Origin of the sequence: Streptomyces sp. NPDC051064, assembly GCF_044455985.1 — a bacterium.
Taxonomy (GTDB): Bacteria; Actinomycetota; Actinomycetes; order Streptomycetales; family Streptomycetaceae; genus Streptomyces.
On sequence record NZ_JBITFK010000007.1, the window covers coordinates 439517 to 455630 of the forward strand.

The following is a 16114-nucleotide window of genomic DNA, read 5'->3' on the forward strand; positions in this document are numbered from 1 at the left end:
GCTACGTTCGCCCGATGCCTGAATCCGTCGTTCTCGATCCGGTTGATCTGCACATTCTGCGGCTGCTGCAGAACGATGCGCGGACGACGTACAGGGAGCTGGCCGCAGAAGTCGGAGTGGCCCCGTCCACGTGTCTGGACCGTGTGGCACGGCTGCGCCGGTCCGGTGTGATCCTCGGGCACCGGCTGCGGCTCGATCCCGCGCGGCTCGGCAGGGGCCTGGAGGCGCTTCTGCTGGTCCAGGTCCGGCCGCACCGCAGGGAACTCATCGGCCCCTTCGTCGAACGGATCAGGGCGTTGCCCGAGTCCAGGGCGTTCTTCCACCTCACCGGACCCGACGACTACCTGGTGCATGTGGCCGTCGCCGACCCGACCGACCTGCAACGCCTGGTGCTGGACGAGTTCACCTCACGCCGCGAGGTGGCGCGCGTGGAGACCCGGCTGATCTTCCAGCAGTGGGAGTGCGGCCCTCTGATGCCGCCGGCGACCGGCGCGTGATCCCGAAGTCCTCTTCCCCGTGACGCGGAGGCCTTCTCCGTACGAGGATGTCCCCCATGTCAGACACATCGAGCAGCGCACTGCCGCGCCAGGTCGCCGACGCCTACGTCGACGCATACATCGAACTCGACCCGATCACAGGTACCTATCTCGGTGTCGCGGAAAGCTCCCGCCGGCTGCCCGATTTCTCGCCCGCCGGCCAGGCCGCCATGGCCGGACTCATCCGCAGTACGCTCAGGGAACTCGACGCCGCCGAGCAGGTGCCGGGCGCCGACGCCGACGAGGAGAGGCGGTGTGCGCGCCTGCTGCGGGAGCGCCTGACGGCCGAACTCGCCGTCCATGAGGCCGAGGAGGGGCTGCGGGCCGTTTCCAACATCCACTCCCCCGCGCACAGCCTCCGCGACGTGTTCTCGGCGACGCCGACGGCGACGGACGAGGACTGGGCCGCGGTCGTGGACCGTCTGCGGGCGGTACCGGCGGCTCTGGAGGGGTACCGCGCGTCGCTCGCCCTCGGTCTGGAGCGCAAGCTGTACGGCGGTCCCCGTCCGGCCGCGACGTTCATCGGCCAGCTGGGGACCTGGGCCGGGGAGGACGGCGGGCCCGGATTCTTCCAGGACTTCGTGGCCGGGGGACCCGCGTCACTGCGCCCGGAGCTGGGCGAAGCGGCCGGGCAGGCTGCCGCTGGCCTGGTCGCCCTGCGGGACTGGATGAGGGACGTCTACGCTCCCGCGATCGAGGGCGCCCCCGACACGGTGGGCCGGGAGCGCTACGCCCGCTGGGCACGCCAGTTCAACGGCACGGACCTGGATCTCGACGAGGCGTACGCCTACGGCTGGTCCGAATACCACCGGCTGCTGGCCGAGATGAAGACCGAGGCGGACAAGATCCTCCCCGGCGCGGGCCCCTGGGAGGCGCTCGCCCATCTCGACGTGCACGGCAAGCACATCGAGGGCGTGGAAGAGGTCCGGGTCTGGCTGCAGAGCCTGATGGACGAGGCCATCGAGGCGCTCGACGGCACCCACTTCGAACTCGCCGAGCGCGTCCGGAAGGTGGAGTCCCGGATCGCTCCCGCGGGCGGTGCCGCAGCTCCGTACTACACCGGGCCGTCGGAGGACTTCTCGCGGCCGGGCCGCACTTGGCTCCCCACCATGGGCGAGACCCGTTTCCCCGTGTACGACCTGGTGTCCACCTGGTACCACGAGGGCGTGCCGGGCCACCACCTGCAGATCGCGCAGTGGACGCATGTCGCGGACAGCCTCTCCCGCTACCAGGCGTCGGTCGGCCAGGTCAGCGCCAACGCGGAGGGCTGGGCGCTGTACGCCGAGCGGCTCATGGACGAACTGGGCTTCCTGCCCGACGCCGAGCGCCGCCTCGGCTATCTGGACGCGCAGATGATGCGCGCCTGCCGGGTGATCGTCGACATCGGCATGCATCTGGAGCTGGAGATCCCCGGCGACTCCCCGTTCCATCCTGGTGAGCGGTGGACGCCGGCTCTGGCCGAGGAGTTCTTCGGCAGCCACAGCGGCCGGCCCGCCGACTTCGTGGAGAGCGAGCTGACCCGCTACCTCTCCATGCCGGGGCAGGCCATCGGCTACAAGCTGGGCGAGCGTGCCTGGCTGCTGGGCCGGGAGAACGCGCGGAAGGCACACGGCGACGCGTTCGACCTCAAGGCCTGGCACATGGCGGCCCTGTCGCAGGGGTCGCTCGGCCTGGACGACCTCGTGGAAGAGCTGTCCAGGCTCTGATCCCGGCGGTGGGGGGGCCGGTGCGCGCCACCGGCCCCCGCACACCTCCCCTCCCCGCCAGCCCTGAGGATGATGTCCGCATGCCTGCACCCGGCTTCCTGTTCTGCTGCGACCCTCTGCGGCCGCGGCACCCTGATCCGGCGTTCGCCCAGGAGGCGGCCGCGGCACGCGGCGCCGGTGCGCAGACCCTCCTGGTCGACCACGACGCGCTGCTCGCGGGGGATCCGGAGAGCGCCGTCGGCCGGGTGCTGCGGGACTCGGGGCCGTACTGGTACCGGGGCTGGATGATTCCGCCCGCCCGCTACGCGGCGCTGGAACACGCACTCGCCGCCCGTGGCTGCTCGCTGCTCACCGACGCCTCCGCCTACCGCACCGCCCATGAACTCCCGGGCTGGTACGAAGTGTTCGCCGAGCTCACCCCGCTCAGCGCTTGGCGCGCGCTGGCCGCCGGAGAGGCGCTGCCGGAGCCCTCCGTGTGGTCGGGCCTCGCCCGGGGTCTCGGCTCCGGCCCGGGAATCGTCAAGGACTTCGTGAAGTCCCGTAAGCACGAATGGGATGAGGCGTGCTTCGTCCCGGAGCTGGGGGACGAGGAACGACTGGCCCGCGTCGTCGGCCGGTTCGTCGAACTGCAGGGGGACTTCCTGGCCGGCGGCGTGGTGCTGCGCGCGTACGAACCGTTCGTGGCGGGCGGGGAGGCACGGGTGTGGTGGCTGGACGGCGAGGCGGTGCGGGTGACGGCTCATCCGGACACGCCCGGCCTGCTCCCGGCGCCCGCCCTCGACGCCGTCGGCGAGGCCGTGCGCGCTCTCGGCTGCCGGTGGGTGACCACCGACATGGCGCTGCGGGAGGACGGGGCGTGGCGGGTGGTGGAGGTCGGTGACGGTCAGGTCAGCGGCCTCCCCGCCGGGGACGACGGCGGGGGCCTGTTCGGAGCCCTCACCGGGGCCTGACTGACGGCGCAGGGGGGCGAGCCCCGCTTCAGCACCCGCAGTCGTCGGCGCCGGCGGGCGCGGTGAGGGGGTCGGCGGTGCGCCGCTCCGGTCCCTCCCAGGTCTCGAACGCGAACCCCTCGCGCACCCAGTACTCGAATCCGCCGAGCATCTCCTTGACCTGGTAGCCGAGTTCGGCGAGCCCCAGGGCGGCCCGGGTGGCGCCGTTGCAGCCCGGCCCCCAGCAGTACGTGACCACGGGGACGGCCGGGTCGAGGAGTCCGGCGGCCTGCTCCGCGACGAGGGCGGTCGGCAGGTGCACCGCGCCGGGGATGTGCCCCTGGTCCCAGGACGCGGTGGACCGGGAGTCCAGGACGACGAATCCTGGGTCGCCGCCGGCCTCCAGGGCGGCGGCGACGTCGGACACGTCCGCGTGGAACGCGAGCGAGGCGCCGAAGTACGCGGCAGCGGCTGCCGGGGAGGCGGGCGGTATCCGGAGGACGAGGTTGCCGGTGGTGAGTATCCCTGAGGTCATGGCCAGAAATCTACGGCCGGTCCACCGGCGTCGGAAGCGGTGATCCCCGGCACATCACTTGATCCGCGGGGCATTCCCCTGTTGCCTGACCCCATGACCGACCATTCCCCGGACGCCACGGACTGGCGCATCCTCGACGTCCTGCAACGCGACGGACGCGCGACCTTCGCCGAACTGGCCCGCGCGGTGGCGATGTCCCCGAGCGCCGTCACGGAGCGCGTACGCCGCCTCGAGGAGGCGGGGGTGATCAGCGGGTACGCAGCGGTGGTGGACCCGGAACGGCTGGGCCTGCCGATCCTCGCCCTCGTACGGCTGCGCTATCCGAACGGCAATTACAAGCCGTTCCACGATCTGACGGACACGACACCGGAGATCGTGGAGGCGCACCATGTGACCGGCGACGACTGCTTCGTACTGAAGGTGACCGCGAGGTCGATGCGTCATCTGGAGGAGGTCACGGGGAGGATCGGCACCCTCGGCTCCGTGACCACCAGCATCGTGTACTCCTCGCCCCTCCCCCGTCGGGCGATCAGCCGCTGAGCGTGCCGGCCGCCCGGTGGACCACCGCCGATCCGTGCCGCTCCTTCACCACCTCGAGCTGGGCGGGGATGCGACGGCGCAGGTCGGCCACATGGCTGACGATGCCGACACTGCGGTCGCGTTCGCGCAGCGAGTCCAGGACGTCGAGCACCTCGTCCAGCGTCTGGTCGTCCAGGCTGCCGAAACCCTCGTCGATGAAGAGCGTGTCCAGACGCACTCCGCCCGCCTCGTCCGTCACCACGTCGGCGAGGCCGAGGGCCAGCGCGAGCGAGGCGAAGAAGGTCTCCCCGCCGGACAGCGTGGCCGTGTCGCGCTCCCGGCCCGTCCAGGAGTCGACGACGTGCAGCCCGAGCCCCGCCCTGCGGCCCCCGCTGCGCTCGTCGGAGTGGACCAGCGTGTAGCGGCCCGCCGACATCCGCTGGAGGCGGGCCGTCGCCGCGGCGGCCACCTGTTCGAGGCGCGCCGCCAGTACGTACGCCTCCAGTCGCATCTTGCGCTCGTTGTCCGCGGAGGTGCCCGCGGTCAGACCGGCGAGACGAGCCACCCTCTCGTACTCCTGGCGCAGGGGGCCCAGGGCGCGGACCTCTTCCTCCGCGCGACGGGAGAGCCGGCCGAGCTCCGCGCCGCGCTCCTCGGCGGCGGCATGCGTCGCGGCGCTGTCGCGCAGCACCTGCGCGGACCGGTCGTACGCCTTCTGGGCGGCGTCCGGCTCCGCGGGCGGCCGGTCCGCGGCGGCCCGGGCGTCCTCCTCGGCCAGCCGGTCGGCGACCGTGGCGGCCTCCGTCTGCCAGGCGTCGATGCGGTGCTGCAACTCCCGCTGCGCGGTGTCGCCCAGGAGCTTCGCGGCGGCGGCCTCCGGGGTGGCGAAACCGGCCCTGAAGGCGGCGTCGGCGAGTCTGCCGTCGGCCTCCTTGAGCCGCTCGGCCGCGTCCTGCTCCACACGGAGTGCCTCGGCGGCGTCGGCCAGCAGCCCGGCACGGCGCTCGAGGAGCCCGGCGTGTTCGGCCACGGAGTCGCAGGCACCCCGAGCCTTCACCAACTCGGCTTCCAACGTGGACTGTTCACGGTCGAGCGCCTCCCGCTGCGAGGTGCGGGCAGCTCCACGCCGCTCGGCCTGCTGCCGGTCGTCGAGGCGGCCGAGGTGCTCACGCTCGGCGGCGGCGAGTGCTTCCCTGGCCGCGTGCGTCCCCGCGGCCAGGCGGTGCGCGTCCGCGTGCTCCTGGGTCAGGCGGTCGACGACGGCCTGCAGCCCGGCCACGGAGGCGTGGGAGCGGCCGGCCGTCCCTGTGGCCCCGTCCACGTCCTCCGGGTCCGCCGCCTCCGCCCGGGCCGCGGCGAGGCGTTCGCGCACCACCCCGAGCTCGCTCTCCGCCTCGGCACGGTCCCGGTCCGCCCGCTGGTGGGCGGCGAGCGCCGCCTCCTCCGTGGCCCGGTCCACGTGGCCGGCCTCCGCGCGGGCCGGCTCCGGGTGCTCCGCCGAGCCGCACACCGTACAGGCGACGCCGTCGACGAGCTGACCCGCCAGTTCCGCGGCGATGCCCCGCAGCCGCTGCTCCCGCAGCGCCAGCCATTTCTCGTGCGCCTCAACGGCACGCTCGCGGGCCGCGGTCAGGGCCGCCGCCGCGGTCTCCTCCCGGATGCCGAGGGCGTCACGGCGGCGTGCCGCCTCCAGCCTCCTGCGCGCGGGGTCGAGGCGGCCGGCCAGCTGTTCCGCGCGGGTCGCGGCCTCCTGAGCCGTCTCGACGCGTTCCCTGAGGCTCCGGTGGGTGGCGTCCCAGCCGGCCAGCCACTGTGCCGCCTCCTGGATCAGTTCGTCGTCGGAGCGGGACTGCCTTTCCAGGCCGGCGCGTTCGGCGTCGATCTCCCGGCTGCGCCGTTCGGCCCGGCGTGCGGCGTCGAGTGCGCCCAGCTCCGCCCGCAGTCCGCGTTCCGTTCCGGCCAGCTGCTCGAAGCCCGCTTCGGCCAGTTCGGGAGGCAGCGTCGCACGGGACCGCTCGCGGGCACCGACAGCCGTGCGATGGGCCCGCTCCGCCTCGTCGCGCAGGTCGAGCGCCGGCGCGACCAGGTCCGCCTTGCGCGCGCGGGCCAGCTGTTCGTGGCAGCGGTCGCGTTCCGCACGGCGGTCCTCCAGTCCTGCGGCACGGCGTCGGGTCTCCTCGTAGCGCTGCTGGAGCCGGGCGAGTTCACGCTCGGCTTCGAGTGCGCGGCGCGCGGCGGTGGCCCGGCCCTCGGCCCCGGCCAGGACGCACCGGGCGATGTCGGACCGTTCACCGGCTCCGCTGCGCGCGACGGCGGCCCACTGCAGGACCCCTTCGGCGAGACCGGGCTCGCCCGGCCGCGCGTCCGGCAGCGTCACCTCGTCCGCCGCCGGACCGGCTGCCTGGGCGATGCGCTGGGCCAGGGCGAGGATCTGCTCGTCCCCCGCCTTGACCCGGGCTTCGGCCGCGCGTCGCAGTTCGGCCAGGCGCTCCTCGACGGCGGCGAAACGGCGGGTGTCGAAGAGCCGGCCGAGCAGCTTTCCGCGCGCCTCGGCGTCGGCGCGCAGAAACCGCGCGAAGTCGCCCTGCGGCAGGAGTACCACCTGACAGAACTGGTCCCGGCTCATCCCGATGAGGCCGCCGATCTCCTCGCCGATCTCCTGGTGGGAGCGGCTGAGAGCCTTCCAGCCGTGTTCCGGGTCGTACTCGCGCAGCCGGCTCTGCGCCTTCTCGGTCGTGAAGCCGCCGCCCCTTTTCTTGGGGCGGGGCTGGGCCGGCCGCCTGGTGATCTCCAGACGGCGCCCTCCGACGGTCAGCTCCAGGCACACCTCGGTCGGCAGGTCCACCGGGGCATGGTCACTGCGCAGTGAGGTGCCGGGGCTCTGCCGGGCGCCGGGCACCGCCCCGTACAGGCCGTAGCAGACGGCGTCGAGCACGGAGGTCTTGCCCGCGCCGGTGGGGCCGTGCAGCAGGAAGATCCCGGCCGAGGACAGTGCGTCGAAGTCGACTTCCTGAGTGGCGCCGAAGGGTCCGAACGCGGTCAGGGTGAGCTTGTGCAGCCTCAACGGGACACCTCGTCCACTCCGTCGCCCACCCGTACGTCGTCGAAGGCGGCGCGCAGCACCGTCCGTTCCTGTTCGCTGGGTCCACTTCCGCCGCGTACATGGGCCACGAAGTCCTCCGCCACCTGCTGGTCGTCACGCCCCTGCAGCCGCTGGGCGTACGAAGCGAGGGGGTCCTGCGGGGAGCGCTCGGGGTCGAAGACCAGGCTGAGGGTGTGCGGGAAGCGCTCCGTCAGGCGGGCCATCGGCTCGTCCGGCCGCGCCGGGTCCGTGAGTGTGGCCTCCACCCAGGACTCCTGGTGCCGGTCGAGGGCCGGGTCCTCGAGCAGCGTGCCGAGGCGCCCGCGGAGCCGTGCCAGCGGGCGCGGCGTTGGGCAGTCGACGCGTTCGGCGACCAGGTCCCCGCCGGGACCGAGGTCGATGAGCCACATCGTCTTGCGGTGCGTGTGCTCGGAGAAGGAGTAGGCGAGAGGCGAGCCCGAGTAGCGCACGCGCTCCGTGACCGTCTGGCAGCCGTGCAGGTGGCCGAGTGCGACGTAGTCGACGCCGTCGAAGACTCCTGCGGGCACGGCGGCGACACCGCCGACGGTGATGTCGCGTTCGCTGTCGCTGGGTTCGCCGCCCGCCACGAACGCGTGGGCGAGAACCACGGACCGGGTGCCGTCCGGCCGGGCGGCGAGGTCGGCCCGCACCCGGTTCATCGCCGCGGTCAGGACGGCTTCGTGCCCCGTCTTCGAGGCACCCAGGCTGTCCCTGACGAGTGCCGGCTCCAGATAGGGGAGGCCGTAGAACGCCACGTCGCCGTGCGTGTCGCGCAGCACGACCGGGGTGGCGCAGTCGGCGGGGTCGGTACGCAGATGGATCCCGGCCCGGGCGATCAGCCCCGCGCCGACGCCGAGCCTGCGGGCCGAATCGTGGTTCCCGGAGATCATGACGGTCGGTACGCCGGCGGCGGCGAGCCGGTGCAGTGCGTCGTCGAAGAGCTGGACCGCCGGGAGCGGCGGCACGGCCCTGTCGTAGACGTCGCCCGCCACGACGACCACGTCGACGGCGTGCTCGCGCACCGTCCCGACGAGGTGGTCGAGATAGGCGGCCTGGGCGTCGAGCATGGAGACGCGGTGGAAGGACCGCCCCAGATGCCAGTCCGAGGTGTGCAGAATCCTCATGCCATCACTCCGACCGCTCCGACCCGCATGTTCCACTTCCTCCGCCCCCAGGACCGGACCGGTCCCCACGCCGCCCGCCGCGGATTTCCGCGGCCGGCCCGGCCACGCTAATGCCGCGCGGCCACGGACCCCTCATCCGCCCGGGACATCCCCGTACGCCTCGCCACCCAGTTCGAGCGTCGCGGAGCCTGCCGTGGCGTCGGCAAGCCAGGCCCTGAGGCCGTCGACGTCGGCGTCCGGCACCCCGATGGCGATGGTCACAGCCTCCGCGTAGGTCACCTCGCGGACGTCCGCTCCGGTGGCCCGCAGATCGTTCTCCAGCTTGCCCGCCCGCTGGTGGTCGACGGTGACGGTGGCGAGGCGGAACCGGCGGCGGGTGGTCGTGCCCAGCGCGTCGAGCGCTTCGCCGACCGCTCCTCCGTACGCCCGGATCAGTCCGCCCGCCCCCAGCTTGACGCCGCCGAAGTAGCGGGTGACCACGGCGACGGCGTACCGCACCTCCCGGCGCATGAGCATCTGCAGCATGGGGACGCCCGCCGTCCCGCCGGGCTCCCCGTCGTCACCGGCCTTCTGCACGGAGGCGTCGGCGCCGATGACGTAGGCGAAGCAGTTGTGGTTGGCGGTGGGGTGCTCCTTGCGGACGCGCGCGATGAACTCCTGCGCCTCCTGCTCGGTGGCGGCGGGGGCGAGCGCGCAGAGGAAGCGCGATCGGCTGACCTCGGTCTCGTGCACGCCCGCGCGGGCGACTGTCCGGTACTGCTCCTGCATCGGTCCACCCTATGCGCCGGGCCGCCCCGCACTTTCACCCTCCCGTGGGGAATGGTCCCGCGGGACCGTCCGTTGTCAGGGCATGTACGCAGACGACGAGACTGTTCGCAGGATTCTCCAGGACACGGGCGACACCTGGGCGGTGGTCGGCCTGTCCACCAACCGCTCCCGCGCGGCCTACGGGGTGGCGGAGGTCCTCAAGCGCTTCGGCAAGAAGGTGGTGCCCGTCCATCCCAAGGCGGAGCCGGTCCACGGCGAACAGGGATACGCCTCGCTGGCGGACATACCCTTCCCCGTCGACGTGGTGGATGTTTTCGTCAACGGCGACCTGGCGGGCGGTGTCGCCGACGAGGCGGTGGCGGTGGGCGCGAAGGCGGTCTGGTTCCAGCTCGGCGTGATCGACGAGGAGGCGTACGAGCGCACGCGCGCCGCCGGTCTCGCCATGGTGATGGACCGCTGCCCCGCGATCGAGATACCCCGCCTGGACCCTCTCCGCTGACGCCTGCCTCGGGTCGGCCTCCAGCACGCGCGGCGCACGCCGCCCGGAAGGCGTGGTGTCGCGGGAGGGCTCCGGCGGGGAGAATGTGTGCTGTGACACGGCATCTCCTCCTCGGCAGTGAGCGCGCCGCCACCCAGCTGTACGAGCTCGGCGTGCGGCCGGGCGGTGTCCTGCTGGTGCATGCCTCGATGCGCTCCGCGGGCGGTGACGCGGAAGGCATGGCTGATGCCCTGTGCCGGACTCTGGGCCCGGAGGGGACGCTGGTCGTCCCTGCCTTCACCCCGGAGAATTCCGACACCTCGCGCTCCTACCTGGACCGGGTCCGCGGCCTGAGCGACGAGGCCCGCGCCGAGGTGCGTGCGTCGATGCCGGCGTTCGACCCGGCGACGTCTCCGGCACCCGGCATGGGCGCGCTCGCCGAGTCGGTGCGGCTGGCTCCGGGCGCACTGCGCAGCACCCACCCGCAGACCTCGTTCGCCGCACTAGGCCCGGCGGCGGAGAAGCTTCTGTCGGACCACCGCCAGGACTGCCACCTGGGCGAGGACTCCCCCCTCGCCCGGCTGTACGAGGCGGACGCACAGGTCCTGCTGCTGGGCACGGGCTTCGACAGCTGCACCGCCTTCCACCTCGCGGAGTACCGCCGCCCCGCCCCGCCCCGCCGTCTCTACCGCTGCGTGGTGGCGTCGGAGGGCGGACGCCACTGGTGGGAGTACGAGGACATCGCCCTGGACGACAGCGACTTCGCCACGCTCGGGGCCGACTTCGTCCGTGCGCGGGCCGGAGTGGTCGGCAACGGCCGGGTGAGGGCGGCCCGGAGCCACCTGTTCCCTCTCCGCGCGGCTGTGGACTTCGCTGCGGAATGGCTCAGGGACCGTCGTAGCGGCGGCTGTTGAGCCTTCCCGACCGAAGCCCGACACCCTTCTCGGGCCGCCTCACGCACTCTGTCGCTCCCCCGGTGAGTCCCTACAGTGACCCCCGCGAACCGCGAACAGGGTGAACGGTGGGGGCTGCGACCATGGAATCCGCACAGCGCGTGGTACGGAAGAACAGGCTGTTTCTCGAGGCTCGTGACCACGCTCGTCTTCATCTCCGTGGCGCTTCTCTGCTCCAGCGTGTGGCGCGAGAGCGCACCGGCCGACCTGACCAGGACCTGACCCTGGAAGCTGCGGCTGCTCGACCTGCAGAGCGCCACCACCGCCGCTGTCGGCAGCCTGTGAGCGGCTCTCGCCCGCGGCCAGTACGCCAGGGCGGTCAGGCCGGCACGCGGCTACCACGGGCGAGTCATGGCCGGCCTGGCCCCGGCGGACGTCTCGCATGAGGCGGCCGGCTCACGGAGGCGGCGATGAGTGAGGTCGGCGTGATACTGGTCAGGGTGCGGGTGACAGACCGGGTGGGCGATGTCCACGAACGCACCATCAGCATGCCCCAGGGGGCCGTTCGCGCACCACGGCACCCGGCCCCGCCACTGCTCTGAGAGCCCCTCAGACGCCGAGGCCCTCCAGCACGACCGCTCCCGGCAGTGCGGCCAGCGCCTTGCCCGGGACGATCAGCTTGCCGCGGCGGCGGCCACTGCCGATCAGGACCCACTCCTCGTCCGCCACAGCGGGGTCGACCAGGAGGGGCCAGGCCGCCGGAAGGCCGATCGGGGTGATCCCTCCGTACTCCATGCCGGTCTCGCCCACGGCCACGTCCATCGGGGCGAACGACGCCTTACGGGTCCCGAGGTGCTTGCGCACCACCCCGTTCACATCGACCCGGGCACGCGACAGCACCACGCACGCGGCCAGGGTCGTGTCACCGCCTCGCTTACCCGCCACCACCACGCAGTTGGCCGACGTGTCGAGCAGTTCCGGGCCGTAGCGCTCGGCGAACACGGCCGTGTCGGCGATCTCGGGGTCGGTGTCGACGTAGAGGACCGACTCGGCCGGGATGCCGCCCCAGCCGGCCGCCACCGCTTCCGCTACGGGAGGGGTGAGCAGGTCCAGCCGGTCGGCGGCGGGGGCAGCATCGCTGAAGATGCCAAGGAGTGAGCGCATGCCGCTCACGCTAACAGCCCTCGTGTGCTGCTCACTTGCCCTCTCGGCGGACCGGTGGGATCGAGACCGCCATGGTCAGGTCGGCCGGCTCGGGACCGTCGTTGCGGTAGCTGTGCGGCACGTGCGCCTCGAACGTCGCGGAGGTGCCGGCGGGTACCACGTGGGTCTCGCCGTCGACGATCAGGGTCAGTTCACCCGCCGTGACGTGCAGGAGCTCCACCGTCCCTTCGGGGTGCGGGTCGGAGGCGCTGCTGTCGCCGGGCATCAGATGCCAGGCCCAGAGTTCGATCGGTCCCCTGGCCTCCGTGCCCACCAGAAGCGTGGTCGAGCTGCCCGCCTCCGTCGACCACATGCGCACCGCCTGGGCCTCCGGCACCAGCCGTACCTGGGACCCCTGCTCGTAGTCGAGCAGGGTGGTGATGCTGACGCCCAGCGCGTCGGCCAGTTTGACGGTGGTGCCGACGCTCGGGTTCGTACGGGCCTGCTCGATCTGGATGATCATGCCGCGGCTGACCCCCGCCCGTGCCGCGAGAGCGTCCAGGGTGAAACCGCGCTCGCCCCGCCAGCGCTTGAGGTTGCGGGCGAGCGACTGCGTCAGCTGATCGAGGTCAGACACATTCCGTCCAATATTATGGATGACAGAGTCGAAGATACTGCACTACCGTGTGGTGTCCCCACCCGACCGTCAGACTGTACTGCGAGGTGCCCGATGACAGCACTGTTCGCCCTGGCCACGAGCCTGCTGTGGGGGTTGGCCGATTTCGGCGGCGGCCTGCTGACCCGGCGCACGCCCGCCCTCACCGTGGTGGTCGTGTCGCAGTGCATCGCCGCCGTCGTCCTCGGGGCCGTCGTGATCGCGACCGGCGGCTGGAGCGAGGCCGGCGGCCGCCTCTGGTTCGCGGTCGCGGCGGGGGCCGTCGGCCCGGTCGCGATGCTGAGCTTCTACAAGGCCCTGGCGCTGGGTCCGATGGGCGTGGTCTCCCCGCTCGGCTCCCTCGGAGTGGCGGTCCCGGTGGGAGTGGGGCTGCTGGTCGGCGAGCGGCCCGGGCTGCTGCAGTTCGCCGGGGTGGCGGTCGCCGTCGCGGGGGTCGTCATGGCCGGTGGGCTGCAGCTGCGCGGCGCGCCGGTGCAGCGCCAGGCGGTCGTACTGACCCTGCTGGCCGCCTTCGGCTTCGGAGCGGTGATGGCCCTGATCGCGGAGGCCTCCACCACCGTGACCGGTCTCTTCCTCGCCCTCTTCGTCCAGCGGCTCACGAACATCGCGGTCGGCGGAACGGCCCTGTACGTCTCCGTACGCCGGGGCGGCCGCGCGCTGCCCGAGGACGGCGGGGCGCCCGTCGTCCGGGCCTCGCTCCCCGCACTGGCCTTCGTCGGGCTCGCCGATGTCGCGGCCAACGGTACGTATTCGATCGCCGCCCAGCACGGCCCGGTGACGGTGGCCGCCGTCCTGGCCTCGCTGTATCCGGTGGTGACGGCGCTGGCGGCGCGAGGCGTGCTGGGTGAGCGACTGCGCGGGGTCCAGGCGGCGGGCGCGGGCCTGGCCCTGCTCGGAACACTCCTGCTGGCGACAGGCTGAGGGCCTGAGGGACTCCCGGGAAAAGGCGGGCGGGACCTGAGCGCGTCAGGCCCCGTCGGCCGCGTCCTCCAGCAGCAGGGCCACAGCGGCCAGTTGCTCGGAGGTGACCCCGTCGGGGATCGGCACCGGCGCGGGAGTACGCAGCGGCGGCTGCCAGCCCTTGTCCGGATCCCAGCTCCGCACCACCCGGGCGGGCGCCCCCGCCACCACCGCATGGTCGGGGACCTCTCCGCGTACGACGGCTCCTGCCGCGACCACCACGTTGCGGCCGAGCCTGGCCCCCGGGAGGATCACCGCCCCGGTGCCGATCCAGCAGCCTGGCCCGATCTCGACCGGCTCCATGCGCGGCCACTGCTTGCCGACCGGCTCGTGGGGATCGTCGTAACTGTGGTTGGTGGAGGTGATGTAGACGTACGGACCGCAGTAGGTGTCCGAGCCGATCGAGACGCTGGTGTCAGCGATGACATGACTGCCCCTGCCGAGTACCACGCCATCACCCAGGGTCAGGACGGTCTCGGCCCCCAGATCCAGATCGGGCATCAGACCGGCCGTGAGCGTGACCTGTTCACCGATGATGCAGTGGTCGCCCAGTTCGATCCACGGTTCCCCGAAGACGGTGCCCTGCGGGAAGGCGAGCCGGGTTCCCGTACCGATACGGCGGAACCGGAGCCGCCCGGGGTGCTGCGCGGTGACCGCTCCGGTCTCCTGCACCCAGGCCCAGACGCGATGGACGGCGCGGGACGCGAGGCCACGCCGCCGGAGGGCCAGGGAGGAGAACGAGTTCCGGTTCTTCGGCACCCGCTCACGGTAGTCCGCCCGGGCGGAGCGGGTCCGCGCGACGGGCTGTGATGTTCACCCCACCTGTCCGGGGCGCCGGGGCCGTCCATTACGGTTCGTGCGGAGCAAGGGGCCCCGAGCGCACCACACCCCACCGGAGGAGCAGGCGATGGCATTGCAGGCATTGGTCACCGGTATCGGCGGCAAGGAGCCGGACATCGATCCGGACGCCTTCCTCGCCCCGACCTCCGTCGTGATCGGCGATGTGTCGATGGCCGCGGGCTCCAGCGTCTGGTACCACGCGGTGCTGCGCGCCGACGCCGGCCCGATCTCCCTCGGCCCCGACAGCAACATCCAGGACAACTGCAGCGTGCACACGGATCCCGGCTTCCCGCTGACGGTGGGCGCCAGGGTCTCCGTCGGTCACAACGCCGTACTGCACGGCTGCGTCATCGAGGACGACGTCCTGGTCGGCATGGGTGCCACCGTGCTCAACGGCGCGCACATCGGGGCGGGTTCCCTGATCGCCGCACAGGCACTCGTGCCGCAGGGGATGCGGGTGCCGCCGGGGTCCCTCGTCGCCGGAGTGCCCGCGAAGGTCAAGCGGGAGCTGACCGCCGAGGAACGCGAGGGCATCGCCTTCAACGCGGCGGGTTACGTGGAGCTGGCGAAGGCCCACCGCGCGGCGCACCAGGAGGACTGACGGCCGCGGCGGGCCCCGCGAGGGCCCCGCGCCGGGTCAGTCGGCCGGGACCGCGTCCGGCTCGGGTGCCGGCACCGGGTGGTCGGCCTGCTCCGCGGCCTTCTTGGCGCGGCTCTTCAGCACCAGCATCGAGACCAGGCCGATCAGCACGGCGACCAGCAGCCCCAGCCACGAGAAGCGCTTGAGCCACGCCTCGGCGACGACTCCCACCGAGTAGACGACGGCGGTGGTGCCGCCGGCCCAGACGATCCCGCCGAGCACGTTGGCGATGAGGAACTTCCAGTACGGCATGTGCAGGACACCGGCCAGCGGTCCCGCGAAGATCCGCAGCAGTGCGACGAAGCGGCCGAAGAAGACCGCCCACATGCCCCACTTCTCGAACGAGCGCTCCGCCATGGCGATCTGGGGCGCCCCGAAGTGCTTGGGGAACTTTCCGCCGAGCCAGGCGAGCAGGGGGCGTCCTCCCTTGCGGCCGATGGCATACCCGATGGAGTCACCGATGATCGCTCCGGCGGACGCACAGGCGCCGAGCACCACGGGGTCGATGTCGCCGTGCTGGGAGGCGAGGAGCGCCGAACTCACGAGGATGATCTCGCCGGGCAGCGGAATGCCCAGGCTCTCGAGTCCGATGACGACCCCCACCAGGAGGTAAATGCTGACCGCGGGGACGGTCTCGAGCCACTCCTGGACGTGCAAAGCGGGGTCCTTCCCGTAAGAGATCTGCGGCCGTGCACCACGGGTGGTGCACGGCGGGCAGCCTACCGGGCCGGACGGCCGGAGCGGCCCCCGACCGGGGCGTGCGGGGGCCCGGCGGCGGTCAGCGGTTCGGACGCAGTGTCCAGACCACGCTCATCTCGCTGGTGACGGCGCCGTCGGCGCGCCGGATCTCGACGCTCACGGGAAACTCCGGGCGCTTCCCCTCGTCGAGTTCGGCGACGACCTCGGCCGCCGGACGGCCCAGCACCGCCGTCGCGGTGAGTTCGCCCATGGCCACCTTCTTGAAGGCCATCTCCGTGGTGACGGGCAGCGGAACCGCCCGGGCCATCTGGTCGCCGAACGCGGCGACGACGATCGCGCCGCTCGCCGACTCGGCGAGCGTGAACATCGCTCCGGCGTGGGGGCCACCGAGGTGGTTGTGGTATTCGGCCCGGTCGGGGAGCGAGAGCACAGCGCGCTCCGCGGTCGTCTCGAGGTACGTGATGCCGAGGGTCCGGACCATCGGGACGCTCGCGGACAGGATATCGCCGACTGTCATCTCTTCTGTGCTCATGGCCGGGATGTTACTAGCGGGTAGAACTCTTTG

The 16114-nt window shown here is 72.5% G+C and carries 17 protein-coding genes; 8 read left to right on the forward strand and 9 right to left on the reverse strand.

The genetic code is table 11. The annotated features are described in order from the left end of the window. Positions 1–14: 14 nt before the first annotated feature. The 3 genes from ACIBCU_RS26505 to ACIBCU_RS26515 all read left to right on the forward strand — a co-directional run bounded on the left by ACIBCU_RS26505 (position 15) and on the right by ACIBCU_RS26515 (position 3192). Entirely contained in the window at positions 15–497 is a 483-nt protein-coding gene (locus ACIBCU_RS26505; RefSeq protein WP_362927799.1) for an Lrp/AsnC family transcriptional regulator, read from the forward strand. A 56-nt stretch (positions 498–553) separates the two neighbouring features. Continuing rightward, positions 554–2242: a DUF885 domain-containing protein gene (locus tag ACIBCU_RS26510; RefSeq protein ID WP_399234466.1), complete on the forward strand. Its 1689-nt coding sequence runs from the start codon at positions 554–556 to the stop codon at positions 2240–2242. Between the two features lie 80 nt (positions 2243–2322). After that, positions 2323–3192, forward strand: coding sequence for an ATP-grasp domain-containing protein (locus ACIBCU_RS26515; protein ID WP_399234468.1), 870 nt, complete (start codon positions 2323–2325; stop codon positions 3190–3192). A 28-nt stretch (positions 3193–3220) separates the two neighbouring features. On the opposite strand, the gene ACIBCU_RS26520 is transcribed toward ACIBCU_RS26515, so the two are convergent. Then, on the reverse strand, positions 3221–3706 hold the full coding sequence (locus ACIBCU_RS26520) for a rhodanese-like domain-containing protein (RefSeq protein WP_399234470.1): 486 nt from the start codon (positions 3704–3706) through the stop codon (positions 3221–3223). A 93-nt stretch (positions 3707–3799) separates the two neighbouring features. Here ACIBCU_RS26520 and ACIBCU_RS26525 point away from each other — a divergent pair, with 93 nt between their 5' ends. Next, positions 3800–4246: an Lrp/AsnC family transcriptional regulator gene (locus tag ACIBCU_RS26525; RefSeq protein ID WP_362928572.1), complete on the forward strand. Its 447-nt coding sequence runs from the start codon at positions 3800–3802 to the stop codon at positions 4244–4246. Here the strand turns inward: ACIBCU_RS26525 and ACIBCU_RS26530 are convergent. The 3 genes from ACIBCU_RS26530 to ACIBCU_RS26540 all read right to left on the reverse strand — a co-directional run bounded on the left by ACIBCU_RS26530 (position 4236) and on the right by ACIBCU_RS26540 (position 9220). Beyond that, entirely contained in the window at positions 4236–7289 is a 3054-nt protein-coding gene (locus ACIBCU_RS26530; RefSeq protein WP_399234472.1) for an AAA family ATPase, read from the reverse strand. The genes ACIBCU_RS26525 and ACIBCU_RS26530 overlap by 11 nt on opposite strands. Further along, positions 7286–8452, reverse strand: a complete 1167-nt coding sequence (locus ACIBCU_RS26535) for an exonuclease SbcCD subunit D (protein ID WP_399234474.1) — start codon at positions 8450–8452, stop codon at positions 7286–7288. The genes ACIBCU_RS26530 and ACIBCU_RS26535 overlap by 4 nt, the downstream gene beginning before the upstream one ends. A gap of 132 nt (positions 8453–8584) precedes the next feature. After that, positions 8585–9220: a YigZ family protein gene (locus ACIBCU_RS26540; protein WP_399234477.1), complete on the reverse strand. Its 636-nt coding sequence runs from the start codon at positions 9218–9220 to the stop codon at positions 8585–8587. 82 nt (positions 9221–9302) lie between these two features. Between ACIBCU_RS26540 and ACIBCU_RS26545 the strand changes: the two genes are divergently transcribed. Continuing rightward, entirely contained in the window at positions 9303–9719 is a 417-nt protein-coding gene (locus tag ACIBCU_RS26545; RefSeq protein ID WP_362928580.1) for a CoA-binding protein, read from the forward strand. A gap of 83 nt (positions 9720–9802) precedes the next feature. Then, positions 9803–10612 carry an aminoglycoside N(3)-acetyltransferase gene (locus tag ACIBCU_RS26550; RefSeq protein WP_399234479.1) on the forward strand — a complete coding sequence of 270 codons (810 nt, stop codon included), beginning with the start codon at positions 9803–9805 and terminating at the stop codon, positions 10610–10612. A 588-nt stretch (positions 10613–11200) separates the two neighbouring features. On the opposite strand, the gene ACIBCU_RS26555 is transcribed toward ACIBCU_RS26550, so the two are convergent. Next, positions 11201–11755, reverse strand: a complete 555-nt coding sequence (locus ACIBCU_RS26555; protein WP_362928584.1) for a YbaK/EbsC family protein — start codon at positions 11753–11755, stop codon at positions 11201–11203. Between the two features lie 31 nt (positions 11756–11786). Continuing rightward, positions 11787–12371 (reverse strand): XRE family transcriptional regulator, encoded by a 585-nt coding sequence (locus tag ACIBCU_RS26560; RefSeq protein WP_362928586.1) that lies wholly within the window; start codon positions 12369–12371, stop codon positions 11787–11789. A gap of 93 nt (positions 12372–12464) precedes the next feature. Here ACIBCU_RS26560 and ACIBCU_RS26565 point away from each other — a divergent pair, with 93 nt between their 5' ends. Continuing rightward, positions 12465–13331: an EamA family transporter gene (locus ACIBCU_RS26565; RefSeq protein WP_399234482.1), complete on the forward strand. Its 867-nt coding sequence runs from the start codon at positions 12465–12467 to the stop codon at positions 13329–13331. A gap of 45 nt (positions 13332–13376) precedes the next feature. Here the strand turns inward: ACIBCU_RS26565 and ACIBCU_RS26570 are convergent, their stop codons facing one another. After that, the gene (locus tag ACIBCU_RS26570; RefSeq protein WP_362928590.1) at positions 13377–14129 is read right to left on the reverse strand and encodes a DapH/DapD/GlmU-related protein; all 753 of its coding nucleotides are present in this window, start codon (positions 14127–14129) and stop codon (positions 13377–13379) included. 148 nt (positions 14130–14277) lie between these two features. Between ACIBCU_RS26570 and ACIBCU_RS26575 the strand changes: the two genes are divergently transcribed. Continuing rightward, on the forward strand, positions 14278–14811 hold the full coding sequence (locus tag ACIBCU_RS26575; protein ID WP_399234484.1) for a gamma carbonic anhydrase family protein: 534 nt from the start codon (positions 14278–14280) through the stop codon (positions 14809–14811). Between the two features lie 36 nt (positions 14812–14847). Here the strand turns inward: ACIBCU_RS26575 and ACIBCU_RS26580 are convergent, their stop codons facing one another. Both ACIBCU_RS26580 and ACIBCU_RS26585 read right to left on the reverse strand, forming a co-directional pair. After that, entirely contained in the window at positions 14848–15507 is a 660-nt protein-coding gene (locus tag ACIBCU_RS26580) for a DedA family protein (RefSeq protein ID WP_399234486.1), read from the reverse strand. A 121-nt stretch (positions 15508–15628) separates the two neighbouring features. Beyond that, complete coding sequence (locus tag ACIBCU_RS26585) at positions 15629–16066, reverse strand: DUF4442 domain-containing protein (RefSeq protein ID WP_362928880.1); 438 nt, start codon at positions 16064–16066, stop codon at positions 15629–15631. Positions 16067–16114 lie beyond the last annotated feature (48 nt).

Coding starts and splice junctions, on each gene's coding strand:
- ACIBCU_RS26505 (WP_362927799.1), top strand. CDS start 15: ATGCCTGAATCCGTCGTTCTCGATCCGGTTGATCTGCACATTCTGCGG.
- ACIBCU_RS26510 (WP_399234466.1), top strand. CDS start 554: ATGTCAGACACATCGAGCAGCGCACTGCCGCGCCAGGTCGCCGACGCC.
- ACIBCU_RS26515 (WP_399234468.1), top strand. CDS start 2,323: ATGCCTGCACCCGGCTTCCTGTTCTGCTGCGACCCTCTGCGGCCGCGG.
- ACIBCU_RS26520 (WP_399234470.1), bottom strand. CDS start 3,706: ATGACCTCAGGGATACTCACCACCGGCAACCTCGTCCTCCGGATACCG.
- ACIBCU_RS26525 (WP_362928572.1), top strand. CDS start 3,800: ATGACCGACCATTCCCCGGACGCCACGGACTGGCGCATCCTCGACGTC.
- ACIBCU_RS26535 (WP_399234474.1), bottom strand. CDS start 8,452: ATGAGGATTCTGCACACCTCGGACTGGCATCTGGGGCGGTCCTTCCAC.
- ACIBCU_RS26540 (WP_399234477.1), bottom strand. CDS start 9,220: ATGCAGGAGCAGTACCGGACAGTCGCCCGCGCGGGCGTGCACGAGACC.
- ACIBCU_RS26545 (WP_362928580.1), top strand. CDS start 9,303: ATGTACGCAGACGACGAGACTGTTCGCAGGATTCTCCAGGACACGGGC.
- ACIBCU_RS26550 (WP_399234479.1), top strand. CDS start 9,803: ATGTGTGCTGTGACACGGCATCTCCTCCTCGGCAGTGAGCGCGCCGCC.
- ACIBCU_RS26555 (WP_362928584.1), bottom strand. CDS start 11,755: ATGCGCTCACTCCTTGGCATCTTCAGCGATGCTGCCCCCGCCGCCGAC.
- ACIBCU_RS26565 (WP_399234482.1), top strand. CDS start 12,465: ATGACAGCACTGTTCGCCCTGGCCACGAGCCTGCTGTGGGGGTTGGCC.
- ACIBCU_RS26575 (WP_399234484.1), top strand. CDS start 14,278: ATGGCATTGCAGGCATTGGTCACCGGTATCGGCGGCAAGGAGCCGGAC.
- ACIBCU_RS26585 (WP_362928880.1), bottom strand. CDS start 16,066: ATGACAGTCGGCGATATCCTGTCCGCGAGCGTCCCGATGGTCCGGACC.